This window comes from Bartonella sp. CM31XJBT (assembly GCF_028618555.1).
GTDB lineage: Bacteria > Pseudomonadota > Alphaproteobacteria > Rhizobiales > Rhizobiaceae > Bartonella.
Window position 1 is genome coordinate 14,223 of sequence record NZ_JAQITD010000016.1, and the last position, 12,544, is coordinate 26,766.

Here is a 12,544-nt window from a genome sequence, read left to right on the forward strand (position 1 = left end):
GATAAAAGTTGAATTGTTTACAGACTCTTGTTTATCGAGTGGTGGGTTAGTTTGGAAATTTCGTTTGGCCGCTTTCTGTAAAGATGGAAAAGCGTAAAAACGCGAATCTGTAAAATTGAAGTGAAGAATTTATGTGTTGTATGCTTTTGTCTTGGCATGGAATGTGGGAAAGGACTGGGGAACAAGTCTGCAAATGAAGTGGAAAGCTAGGATGAAGCATGTGAAAATTGGCACTGTGGGAGAAGCTTTTTGGTGTGTGTGTGAAGCTTTGTCTTTTGGGTGGGGTATTTGCTTCGAAGCGGAATTGTTCGGTATTTGTGGGAGCTTTCGCTCTTTGTGTTGGAGAGGGACGGGTGTAAGAATATTCAGAAAAGCCTTGCTTGTTGAATCCGTTGTTTGAGGGGTATGGTATGCTGATCTGTCTGAGTGGTTGGTAGGAGGAAACTGCTACAAGATGTCGGATTCTTGACAGAGCAGTATAAGACACTGGGGGAACAGTTTCATTTGCTGCCTTTTGTAAAGATGGAAAAGCGTAAAAATGTGAATCCGTAAAAGTGAAGTGAAAGATTTATGCGTTGTATGTTTTTGTCTTGGCATGGAATGTGGTCGGAGAACTAGGGGACGCATTTGTGAATGGAGTGGGGAAAGCTGGGATGAAGAGGGGGATAAATCGCGTTGACTGGAGAAAGGTGTGTGAGGGAATATTTTAGGGCAGGGCTTATCTGTCTTGTCTGATAAAATTGCCTTCCTTGAAGTGTCGTGATCTGAAGCTTATATTTTAAGGATGTTGGATATATTGGCGAGGGATGTTGATGGGTGTGCTTTTGTCTAATCAGAAATCAACCACAAGATTGCTTTTTGTTTTTTCGGCTGGAGCTCTCTAAAGTTTTTCAAAAGGGCGTGTTCTTTTTCGCTGTATGTGTCTTGATCGTGGTGTAAGGCATGTTCTTTTGTGGGAATATCTGCTGTTAAAAGGTCCGCATAAAAAAAGTTCATAGGAACCTCTAGTTTTTTAGCAATTTCGAGCAAACACCCCGCGCTTACACGATTTAAACCTTTTTCATATTTCTGGATTTGTTGAAAACTGACACCTAAATGGCTTCCTAATTCCTTTTGAGAAAGTCCCATTGAAAGTCGTCTATAACGGATTCTTTTACCTATTGAAATGTCATTAAAATGTGAATTTTTAGTTTGCACTTCAAGCTCCCCTCCGGTTGCGAGCGCCCTCGCATGAGTATTCCGGGAGTTTGAAAGCACTGAGCTCAGCCAGCCTTTTGCTTTTAGTGCTGACAAGCACTTGGACATAGCAAAAGCTCCCGGAATTCCGGGATATCCGCAAAGCGGGATAAATTTATGTACTGAGCGTTCGGGCTTTCAAATCCCTATTTGACCGTTGCGTGGACGATCAAAAACACAGAACTATCAATAAAGTAGTTTCAGAAGATTGGCAAGAAAATTAAAATATTTTTTAGTCTGTTATACTGTAAAATAGGGATGTTTGGGGGCGGTAATCTGATGTTAGTAGGGGAATTTATTGGGTAAGAGGTTGGATGATAGTTTAAAACCGGTGCGGGGTGGAAGCTTTATTCAGCAGAGGAAAATTTGCTTTTTGAAGTCGAATTGTAGATCAGAGCTTATCTGGCGTGTTTGATGAAACACCATGCTTTGAAGTGTGGGATAGCCATATGAAATAATCAGCAGGGAAATCTGATAGACGAGAAATCAGCTTGTTGACAGACCCGTGTTTACAGAACGGTGCGGGGTAGTGATTTGAGCGTTTCATTTGGCTGCGTTCTGTAATGATGTAAAAGCGTAAAAATGTGAATCTGTAAAATTATGCGGAGGATTTGGGCTTTATGTGGGCTCTTATCTTTTTGGGTGTGTCCCATTTTTTAATTGTTGAATGCTTGGCAAATTTTGTTGCTGATTTTTATGTCATTTTTTGTGTTTGAGGTTTTGGTTTCTCTTTAGTTGGAAGGAACATGATGATGGTAGATGAACATTGTCTTCCCTTACGTCGAAGAGGGCGGAAAAAAGGGGCTTTAAATAAAACAACAAAGCGATTTAATGAAGCTCTTTTGACAGCGGCGGAGCAGGCTGGATATCACTATGGTGAAGATGGGCTGGTGTCTTATCTTCAGTATCATGCTCTCAATAATCCCGTACCGTTTTTTTCGCTGCTGGCAAAAGTGTTGCCTCTTCAGGGGGCTGGAGAAGGGCAGGTTAAAACAGTTTCGCGTATTGAGATTGTACCAGTGAATGCAAAAAATAGTGAACCGGAGAAGTGTGATACTTCGATAACTGAGGCTTGAAGAAGGCGCTGTGATGTTTGGGCATTTACTGGAGAGCAGAATATTTTGGTGGGAGATATTTGGGCTTCCTACGTGGAGACGCCGGATTTTATGGGCGATGACAGAGGGGCGTGTGCTGAAGAGGTGATACTCGAGAGGTACAATGCTTAGGGGGCGTGATGTTATCTACTGTTTTGGATTTTTGTGAAGATTTGGTCTTTTCTCGTTATTGAAGGTGTGGAGATATCAAAAACAGTTTCGCGTATTGAGATTGTACCAGTGAATGCAAAAAATAGCGAACCGGAGAAGTGTGATACTTCGATAACTGAGGCTTGTGATATTGAAAAATGTTAGGCTGAGGTGGGTGATGTGGGGTGATGTCTTGGAAGGAGGCTGCTTTGGTGCAGGGTATTTGTGTGGTGGATATGGAACAGTGTTTTGATGGGTGAGGGCATGAAACTTGAGAGAAGTGTTATGCTTGCGGGATACATGTGTTTTGGTGGGAGTATCTTGGGGGATAGACAAGTGTGAGGATTGGTGATGCTTGAGAGGGCATGATATTGGAGGATATTGGGCTTTGGATATGCCCGAGAGCTATGTGCTGAGGCTATGATTTGGGTGGGGGATACCGTGCTTGTGGTTGGGGGATGACAGGCGCGGTGTTTGAGGGGCGGTGATGGGGGAAAATAGGGACCCCTTGGAGATAATGATCTTTGGGGGGGATAGGGACTTTGGGGCGCATAGGTGTGGTCAAGGGGATCTCATGCAAAAAAGTGAAATTTATTGAATATTAGGATGAAGGAAGGTAAAGCGCTGCTTTTGAGAAGGGCGTTTTTCGTTCAATTGCTCTTTTCGCTCAATTACTCTTTTCCTTCAATTGCTCTGGGATAATTAAACTTGGGATAAGCAAAAGAGTGAAGCGCAATTATTGCTAAAATATGAAAATTTATAATGACAACTGTTCAGAAAATTTCTCAAAAAATTGAGCAGAATACGGCTCAAGTGGCTCTTATTCCAAAGCTTATTCCTGTTTTTACTGGAAATGCCGATGTGCGAGCCGCTTGGGGAGGACGCGGTTCTGGAAAAACACGTTCTTTTGCTTTGATGTCGGCTGTGGTGGGATATCGCCATGGAATGGCTGGAGAACGCGGTATTATTCTTTGTGCACGGCAATTTCAAAATTCTCTTAATGAAAGTTCTTTGGAAGAAATTAAACGCGCTATCGAAGCTTATCCTTTTTTACAAGACTATTATGAAATCGGTGATAAATATATTAAGTCAAAAGATGGACGGATTGTCTATGTGTTTGCTGGGCTTGATCGCAATATCGCAAGTATTAAATCAATGGGGCGCGTTTTCCTTTGTTGGGTCGATGAAGCCGAGCCCGTGACTGAGACTGCTTGGCAAACACTTATTCCAACTTTGCGCGAAGAAGGAAAAGATTGGAATGCAGAATTATGGGTCACATGGAACCCGTGCCATGAAAATGCAGCCGTGGAAAAACGTTTCCGAAATGTCGATAATCCTCATATCAAAGGGGTGGAAATCAATTGGCGTGATAATCCGCAATTTCCTGAAAAACTCAATCGTGATCGAATGGACGATTTGCAGCAAAGACCAGAGCAGTATAACCATATTTGGGAAGGCGAATATCTCCAAGCTGTCCAAGGGGCTTATTATCAGAAATGTCTTCTCGAAGCCGAAATGGAAGGGCGGATTACCACTGTTCCACGTGATCCTTTGATGCAGGTGAGAATCTTTTGGGATATCGGGGGAACAGGCGCAAAGGCTGATGCTACCGCATTGTGGGTCGCGCAGTTTGTTGGACGGGAAATCCGAGTGCTCGATTATTATGAAGCCCAAGGTCAACCTCTCTCAGAACATGTGGGCTGGGTCTTTCAAAGGGGATATGAAAAGGCTCTTATGGTTTTGCCTCATGATGGCGCAACAAAAGATCGTGTCTATAATGTGAGTTTTGAAAGTGCCCTTCAACAAGCCGGTTTTCAAACCAAAATAATTCCTAACCAAGGAACAGGCGCTGTGAAAATGCGTATCGAAGCCGTAAGGCGGTTGTTTCCTGCACTATGGTTTAATCGTGAAACGACATGTGCGGGCAGAAAAGCGCTTGCTTGGTATCATGAAAAGCGCGACGAACAGCGCAATATCGGACTAGGCGCTGAACATGATTGGGCAAGCCATGGGGCCGATGCCTTTGGACTGATGTGTGTGGCTTATGAACAGCCAAATGCTAGAGCGCGAAAAAAACCTTATCGCTCGTTTCACCATTCTCAAACTTCATGGATGGCTTTTTAATGAATAGTTCTACAGATTCTTCTTTTAATCAAATCGAAACGCTTGAAAATCAAGCTCTCTTTAAAAAACTCGTGGGTTGGTATCAGGATGATATTGATCATGTCGAAAAATGGCGAAAAAATGCCCAAGAAGATTACGATTTTTATAATGGACGGCAATGGAATGAGCAAGACTTGGCTGTCTTGCACGAACAAAACAGACCGGTTATGACTTTTAACCGTATTGCGCCTTTAATTAATGCCGTGATTGGGGCTGAGCGCAATAATAAAAGACAAGTGCAATTTATTCCACGACAAGAAGGGGCTGCCTTTGCAAACCAGATTTTGACAGGGGCGGCTGAGTGGTTTCGTGATGAAGCTGATGGGGAATACGAAGATTCCGATGCTTTTCAAGATGCAATTATTTGCGGAATGGGCTGGACAGATACACGCCTTGATTATGAACAAGATCCGCAAGGAAAACCAATCATTGCACGTTTAGACCCGATGAAAATGGTGTGGGATGCAAGTGCTGTCAAGTCTAATCTCATTGATGCACAACGCTTATGGTATATTGATGAAAAACCCCTTGCTGTGGCGCAGGAAATGTTTCCCCATGTTCATTGGAGTGACCTTAATGCTGATTGGGTTAAACATCAGAGTTTTTTACATTCAACCAGCGATGGGATGACACAAAGTTATCAGTCCGAGAGGGGGTATCAAGGAGAAGAGGGGAGTGGTTATCAACGTCCTAAAATGGTGACATTGGTAGAATGTCGCTGGTTTGAACGCGAGGTGGTTTATAAAGTTCTTGAGCCTCTAAGTGGAAAGTTTGTCGATTATTCAGAGCAGGATTTCCAAAATTTAAGCAAAACCTTTCCTCATGTTCAAGCAACAAGGTTGAACAGAAAAATTGTCAAACGGGCATTTTTAGGTAGAAAGCTGCTTGAAGCGCCTGATAAGCCTTTGGTTCCACCCAATCAATTGGGATGGGAGTGTATTACCGGTACTTTTGATAAGTTAAGCCGGCAATTTTATGGAATTGTGCGCCCTACAAAAGATCCGCAACGGTGGGCAAACAAATATTTTAGTCAAGTGATGCATTTGCTCAATAGCCAATCAAAAGGCGGAATTATGGCAGAGCGCGATGCTTTTGATGATGATCGACAAGCCCTCGAGAGTTGGGCTAGAGCCGATAGTATTACTTGGTTGAAAAGTGGGGCGGTGTCTGGGGGAAGAATCCAGCCTAAACCCATGGCACAATTTCCGCAAGGGTTTTTCCAATTGTTTAATGAAGCAAAGAGCGCTCTCGAACAGGTGACGGGGTTGTCTTCTGAATTTATTGGGACGCGAGCTGTCAATCAGCCCGGCATTCTTGAGCAACAACGGCGACAATCGTCACTTAATCTTTTGGCTTCCTTTTTTGATGGGTTGCGTCGATATCGGCAACGACAGGGAAAAATTATTCTCTATCTTATTCAAAATTATCTGTCCGATGGGCGGTTGGTGCGTATTGCTGGTGATGAAAATGCCCAGTATGTGCCGCTGACACGCGAAATGGTGACAAGTTTGGAATATGATATTGTCGTGGATGATGCACCAACAAGTCTTAATGAAAAAGAGCGTACTTTTGCACTGATCATGCAATTGCTGCCTTTGATGCAAAATTTTACAACGCCTGAGATTATGCTCGATCTCTTACGCTATTCGCCTTTACCAGCTTCACTTATTCATAAAATTGCGATAAAGGCGCAAAACTCTTTTCAAGAAGAGCAAAATGCCTCAGCGCAGATGGGGGATAATGTGGGGACAGAGCAGATAATGCAGATGTTGCAGACAGCAAAGGCTCAACAATAGGGTGCTTTGTCATGCGTGACTTCTGATAAACGCCATATATCATAAATTGCTTATCGATTTTCGTAGTGCATGGGCTCCCTTTTCTTAAAAGACCTGTTTTATAGGGCAGGACTGTTGGGAAAAGCAGGGTGGAGAGGGAGTCTTGCCCGTCATGTGGGGTGAACATGGTGGGGAATGGTGGGCGCAGAATGGGCTTATCGATTTTTGTAGTGCATGGGCTCCCTTTTCTTAAAAGACCTGTTTTGTAGGGCAGGACTGTTGGGAAAAGCAGGGTGGAGAGGGAGTTTTGCTGTCATGTGGGGTGAACATGGTGGGGATGGTGGGTGCAGAATGGGCTTATCGATTTTTGTAGTGCATGGGCTCCTTTTTCTTAAAAGAACTGTTTTGTAGGGCAGTGTTGTTGGGGGAACGCAAGGTAGAGAGGGAGGCTTGCCGTCATGTGGGGTGAACATGGTGGGGAATGCTGATGCTAAATGATGAGAGAGCATTGAGGGGATAAGTGCTTATGGGGCTGTTTTATCTGAAAAATTTTATTTTATTGTTAAAAAAAAGAGAAGGCTAATGTCATGGATCAAGAACACTTAACGCCGGCAGAACAAAACCAATTGAAACAAGATTTTCTGGTCTCAACACAAGAGGGAGAAAATGGTGAAATTGGAAGAGAAGAAAAAACTCTTGAAGATAATTTTCAAGGGCAAATGCTTCAACAACAGGACTCTTCGCAAAAAGCTGGAAAAGAGGTTCAAGGGGGCGAGGATGCTGCGCCAGATCCGCAAAAAGACTTTATGGGCTATATGCAATGGTTGGGAAAAACACTCCAAAAACAAGGGCTTGTACATGAAAAACAACAGCCTTCTCTGGCTCGCGAAGCAGAACAGTTGCATGCGTTTTTTCAGCAGTCTGTTGCAAGTGTTAAACAAAAGCATGATGATTTTGATCAAGCAGCTGATTTTATTTATGAAACACGGGCTAAACAATTGGCAGCTTGTGCTTCGCTCTATCCTGAGATGGCCGATCCCAAAAATATTGATGCGTTGATTGGTGATGAGTTGAAGCAGATCTTGCGCGATTGTGCGCAAAAAAATCAAAATCCGGCTGAAGTGATTTACTCTATTGCACAAAAAATTGGCTACACAAATGTTCCCAATAACATGGGTGAAAATTTACAGGAAAGACACAATTCTGCACGTACTCTTGCTGCTTATAACGGCTTGACGCCAAATGGGCCGATTTCTTTGGATATGCTTGATAAAATGTCAGAAGCAGAGTTTAGCGCTTGGGTTTCTGATCCTAAAAATAAAGCCGCTTTTAATCGTTTAATGGGGGGAAGAGAATTTTAAAAACAAGAATGTGGCAGGTGTTTTTTTCGGGAACGTTAAGAGGCTTTTGGCGCAGAAGAATGCGGGGGAGTGTTTTTTGCGGGAATGTTAAGAGGCTTTTAGCGCAGGAGAATGCGGGGGAGTGTTTTTTGCGGGAACGTTAAGAGGCTTTTGGCGCAGGAGAATGCGGGGGAGTGTTTTTTGCGGGAATGTTAAGAGGCTTTTAGCGCAGGAGAATGCGGGAGTGTTTTTTGCGGGAACGTTAAGAGGCTTTTAGCGCAGGAGAATGCGGGGGAGTGTTTTTTGCGGGAATGTTAAGAGGCTTTTAGCGCAGGAGAATGCGGGGGAGTGTTTTTTGCGGGAACGTTAAGAGGCTTTTGGCGCAGAAGAATGCGGGGGAGTGTTTTTTGCGGGAATGTTAAGAGGCTTTTGGCGCAGGAGAATGCGGGGGAGTGTTTTTTGCGGGAACGTTAAGAGGCTTTTAGCGCAGGAGAATGCGGGGGAGTGTTTTTTGCGGGAACGTTAAGAGGCTTTTGGCGCAGGAGAATGCGGGGGAGTGTTTTTTGCGGGAACGTTAAGAGACTTTTGGCGCAGGAGAATGCGGGGGAGTGTTTTTTGCGGGAACGTTAAGAGGCTTTTGGCGCAGGAGAATGCGGGGGGATTTCTCACAGCACGGATGTGGTGAGGAGAGCTCTTATAAGGGGGAGGCAGACGCTAACAGAAATTAGATAAAACTCACAAACAACCTATTCACCATTTGAAATGAAATGTGGTGTTTTAACAACCGGCGCTTTGCCGGGTTTTTTATGTCAATAAAACTTTTAGAGGACAAAATGACTGTAACTTATATCGGACTTAATGACCCAATGGCAGTGCGCACATGGTCTAAATTACTAAACCAAGAAGTCTCAAAAGCACTTCCAATTGCACCGTTGATTGGAAATGATTCAAACAGTATCGTACAATTAAAAGATGAAACCACAAAAGCAAGTGGGGATGCTATTAGCTTTAATTTGCGTGTGCAGTTGCTAGGCGATGGGGTGAGCGAAGGGCAGACATTGGAAGGCAATGAAGAAGCTTTACAGTTTCTCAATGATCGCTTGGCAATTAATGAACTCGTTCATGCCGTGCGTGTCAAAAATGAGGGAACGATTGATCAACAACGAATTCTCCATGATTTGCGCACCGAGGCAAAAAATGGTTTGGTTGATTGGTATGCAGATCGTCTGAGTATGATGTTCTTCATTCAAGTGTGTGGTTATACCGCAAAAACAATTAACTTTGAAGGACGCACGATTACCCTTAAACCTGTTCATTATGGGTTTAATGCGCCAACGGCACCAACCAATAAACGCGTGGTACGTCCTAACGATAAAGCAAAAGATGAGGACTTAAAAGAAGATGATGTTTTTGATCTCAGCTTGATTGATAAAGCGGTTGAACGGGCTAAATTGGCAAATCCTAAAATTAGACCCGTGCGGATCGATGGGGAAAATGTTTATGTGCTTTATCTTCATCCAACCCAAGTGACACAATTGCGAACCAATACTGATGCGGGGCAATGGCTCGACATTACTAAGGCAATCTATAGTGGAAGTCGTATCAAAAATCCGCTCTATGATGGGTCTTTGGGCATGTATAATGGTGTGGTTTTGCGCGAAGCTGAACATATTACCGAAGGGGTCGAAGCTGGAACCGCTAATAAAGCTGTGCCAAATGTGCGGCGGGCTGTTCTGCTTGGTGCGCAGAGTGCTGTGATTGCTTTTGGTAAAGATCGAGGGGCGACACGCTATAAATTGGTGGAAGAACTCTTCGACTATGAAAGAGAATTCGGGGTTGCGGCAAAAACCATTATTGGTATGAAAAAAACTTGCTTTACCTTGCCAGGAAGTACGCAAGGGGCTCAGGATTTTGGCACTATTGTCATCCCAACTTATGGAGCACCCGCTTAAAGCGAATGTTTGCTCTCTTCCCCCAACAAGAGGGATCTGTTGGGGGAAAAATTTAAAATGCTTCCAGAAACAAGGACAGGCTTATGACCACTTTATCCACTGATCCCCAAAATCTAAACCTTACACATTCAGACCATTCTAAAACTTTTGCTTATATGGTCGCGCTTATTCAAGATGAAATTGATGATACAACAGCGGAATATTCCCTGCAAATTCAAGATTCAATTTTTACGGCTTTGCGTTTGTGTGAACGCGAACCCTTTTTCTTTAATGAAAAAAGAGAAAGGACGTTTAAAACACAGAGTGGTAAAACATGGTATGGGCAAGAAGAGGGGGGTTTTATTGAAGCAGAAAAGAGTTTGGAGGGCGTCTTTTTAGTAACAAAGAATGCAACACCAACAAAGTTGTTCTTTAAGCCCTTGGAAGTGTTGCATCAACAATATGGTATGCATCCTGCGCTAGGAACGCCATTCTTTTATACGTACCTTGATCAAAAAATAGGACTCTTTCCAACACCAGAACATGTGGAAACTGTACAGCTTTCTTATGCTCCTGTTCATTTTGCTGATGAACAGCTGAAAGAGGATGATAACCCTTGGTTGATTTATGCTTTTGATCTTATTAAAGCACGGGCAAAATATGAACTTTATAAAAATATCCTTAAAGATCCTGAATATGCCGCCGTTTCTTTCAGAGATTTTCAAGAACAGCTTCAAGCTTTGCGCATTGAAACATCGCGCCGAAAAGGTTCTTCAAAGATTCGCCCAATGCGTTTTTAAAAAGTTCATTTCAAATCGTTTATGGCTGGCGTTGAAGGTTGGTTTGGCACTGATGGCTGGTTTGTCACTTATGGCTGGATTTGCGCGTTGGGTGTTGATGGTGAAGGGCTGGTGGATGGCGTTGGGGTGGCCATTATTTATGGTATCGTTTTTTTTGGTGCGTTAAACAACCTAAGGTTGTTTATTTTGTTGAATTTTATGCCTTTAGAGTTTTAAGGGCTTTTGTGGTTTTTTATCCATAAACCTTTGTATTTTGAATGGCACTGAGCTTTTCAAAGATTTTATGGGGGGGGGCTCTTGATGGCTCTTTCCCCCGTCATTGTGGGGGTTGATGTGATTGCGGGCAGTTGATTTTGGTTTGGCGCTGGTGGATGGCGTTGGGGTGGCCATTATTTATGGTATCGTTTTTTTTGGTGCGTTAAACAACCTAAGGTTGTTTATTTTGTTGAATTTTATGCCTTTAGAGTTTTAAGGGCTTTTGTGGTTTTTTATCAATAAGCCTTGGTGTTTTGAATGGCACTGGGCTCTTCAAAGATTTTATGGGGGTCTTGATGGCTTTTTTCCCAATCGCTGATTATCGACCCGATGTGGCGGATATCAATGGAATTTTTACCGATGAACTTGTTAATGTGCTCCCGGCGGATGGCTCCTATATCCCTATGCCAAGTTTTGAACCTTTATCAGAGCCTTGTCCGGAGCCAATCTTAGGCACTCTTGCGGTTAAAACAAAAAATGGGGTTTCTATTATTGTCGGGACAAGAGATAAAATCTACTTACTTGATAATACAACAATGAACTGGAAAGATATTAGCCAAAAAGGAAAATCTTATCTGGCTAATGTTGATGCTCCGTGGTCTTTTGCTTTGTTTGGTGATTTTATCATTGCTGTGAATGCCAATGATAAACCACAAGTGATTGATATTAATCATGATAAAACATTTAGAAATTTAGGAGGAAATCCACCACAGGCAGGGATTGTTCGAATCTGGGGAGATTTCGTTTGTTTGATGAAATTAACTGAGTATCCAAGACGGGTTCATTGGTCTGGATTAAATGATGCTGAATTTTGGACCGTGGGAAAAAAAAGTTGTGATTATCAAGATTTTCCTGATGGCGGATTCGTCCAAGGGGCAACGGAGACAACAAATCCAATTATCTTTATGCGTTCTGCAATCTATGCTGGTTCTTTTATTCCTGGCTCTAAGATTATTTTTAGTTTCCAAAAAATCCACGATAAACGAGGCGCAAAAAATGCTGAATCAATTGTTTGTAGAGGCGATTTAGCATTCTTTGCCGATGAGGGCGGGTTTTATCAAATAACAAATGAGGGACAGATTATACCCATTGGGTTCGAAAAAGTCGATCGAACGATGACCGCAAAATCAAGGAAGGATAATCTGTACACTCTGTCTGCTGCTATCGATGGGGTGTATAATCGTGTTTATTGGATGGTTGATTCTGATGAGAACCTTCATAAACGTATCTTGCTCATTTATGATTGGGGATTGCAAAAATGGACAAAAGCTCTCGTCGATATCAAAATGATATTGCCTATTTTCTTAGCAGGAACAACCCTAGAAGGTCTTGATTTTGTGACTAAGAATATTGACGATTTGTCCTTTTCTCTCGATAGTAAAGCTTGGAAAAATGAATCGCCTATTCTGGGGGCATTTGATCAACAGGGGAGACTGGGTTCGTTTTCTGGGGGTCCTATGGCTTGTGTCGTGACATCACAAGAAATGGGGCAGACAAATGGCATGATAACACGGGTGAAAAATATTATGCCTCAAGTCAATAGTGGAAAGTTTTATTTGTCTGTGGGAATGCGCTTTCGACAATCTCTTGAAGAGGAAACTGTTTGGTTGCCAGAAAAACAGCCCTCTTATAATACTGGACAAATTCACTGTCGTGCAAGGGCACGGTTTTATCGCTTTAAATTGCGTATTCCTGAAGGGGTGAATTGGACTCATGTCACTGGATTTGATGTGGAATTGACGCGGGCCGGCATGCGATAGGCATGCCCTTTTGTAATATCATGCGATAGGCTCAAGCCTC

The 12,544-nt window shown here is 42.9% G+C and carries 12 protein-coding genes; 11 read left to right on the forward strand and 1 reads right to left on the reverse strand.

The window, feature by feature from the left end; all coding sequences use genetic code 11:
- The first annotated feature begins 133 nt into the window (after positions 1 to 133).
- A complete protein-coding gene (locus PVV63_RS07300) occupies positions 134 to 400 on the forward strand; it encodes a hypothetical protein (RefSeq protein ID WP_273791296.1) in 267 nt (88 codons plus the stop codon).
- Positions 401 to 828: 428 nt separating this feature from the next.
- Here PVV63_RS07300 and PVV63_RS07305 read toward each other — a convergent pair whose 3' ends face one another.
- The gene (locus PVV63_RS07305; RefSeq protein ID WP_342753375.1) at positions 829 to 1,197 is read right to left on the reverse strand and encodes a helix-turn-helix transcriptional regulator; all 369 of its coding nucleotides are present in this window, start codon (positions 1,195 to 1,197) and stop codon (positions 829 to 831) included.
- Positions 1,198 to 1,985: 788 nt separating this feature from the next.
- On the opposite strand from PVV63_RS07305, the gene PVV63_RS07310 reads away from it, so the two are divergent.
- The 10 genes from PVV63_RS07310 to PVV63_RS07355 all read left to right on the forward strand — a co-directional run bounded on the left by PVV63_RS07310 (position 1,986) and on the right by PVV63_RS07355 (position 12,504).
- The gene (locus tag PVV63_RS07310; protein ID WP_273791298.1) at positions 1,986 to 2,312 is read left to right on the forward strand and encodes a hypothetical protein; all 327 of its coding nucleotides are present in this window, start codon (positions 1,986 to 1,988) and stop codon (positions 2,310 to 2,312) included.
- A 183-nt stretch (positions 2,313 to 2,495) separates the two neighbouring features.
- Positions 2,496 to 2,645 carry a hypothetical protein gene (locus tag PVV63_RS07315; RefSeq protein WP_273791299.1) on the forward strand — a complete coding sequence of 50 codons (150 nt, stop codon included), beginning with the start codon at positions 2,496 to 2,498 and terminating at the stop codon, positions 2,643 to 2,645.
- Positions 2,646 to 3,242: 597 nt separating this feature from the next.
- Positions 3,243 to 4,604 (forward strand): PBSX family phage terminase large subunit, encoded by a 1,362-nt coding sequence (locus PVV63_RS07320; protein WP_273791300.1) that lies wholly within the window; start codon positions 3,243 to 3,245, stop codon positions 4,602 to 4,604.
- Positions 4,589 to 6,439: a portal protein gene (locus tag PVV63_RS07325; RefSeq protein WP_375654315.1), complete on the forward strand. Its 1,851-nt coding sequence runs from the start codon at positions 4,589 to 4,591 to the stop codon at positions 6,437 to 6,439. The genes PVV63_RS07320 and PVV63_RS07325 overlap by 16 nt, the downstream gene beginning before the upstream one ends.
- 566 nt (positions 6,440 to 7,005) lie before the next feature.
- Positions 7,006 to 7,779, forward strand: coding sequence for a hypothetical protein (locus tag PVV63_RS07330; protein WP_273791302.1), 774 nt, complete (start codon positions 7,006 to 7,008; stop codon positions 7,777 to 7,779).
- An 812-nt stretch (positions 7,780 to 8,591) separates the two neighbouring features.
- On the forward strand, positions 8,592 to 9,710 hold the full coding sequence (locus tag PVV63_RS07335) for a N4-gp56 family major capsid protein (protein ID WP_273791303.1): 1,119 nt from the start codon (positions 8,592 to 8,594) through the stop codon (positions 9,708 to 9,710).
- 83 nt (positions 9,711 to 9,793) lie between these two features.
- Complete coding sequence (locus PVV63_RS07340) at positions 9,794 to 10,489, forward strand: hypothetical protein (protein WP_273791304.1); 696 nt, start codon at positions 9,794 to 9,796, stop codon at positions 10,487 to 10,489.
- Between the two features lie 21 nt (positions 10,490 to 10,510).
- Complete coding sequence (locus tag PVV63_RS07345) at positions 10,511 to 10,705, forward strand: hypothetical protein (protein ID WP_273791305.1); 195 nt, start codon at positions 10,511 to 10,513, stop codon at positions 10,703 to 10,705.
- Positions 10,706 to 10,826: 121 nt separating this feature from the next.
- Entirely contained in the window at positions 10,827 to 10,961 is a 135-nt protein-coding gene (locus PVV63_RS07350; RefSeq protein WP_273791306.1) for a hypothetical protein, read from the forward strand.
- 79 nt (positions 10,962 to 11,040) lie between these two features.
- Positions 11,041 to 12,504, forward strand: coding sequence for a hypothetical protein (locus PVV63_RS07355; RefSeq protein WP_273791307.1), 1,464 nt, complete (start codon positions 11,041 to 11,043; stop codon positions 12,502 to 12,504).
- The last annotated feature ends 40 nt before the right edge of the window (positions 12,505 to 12,544 follow it).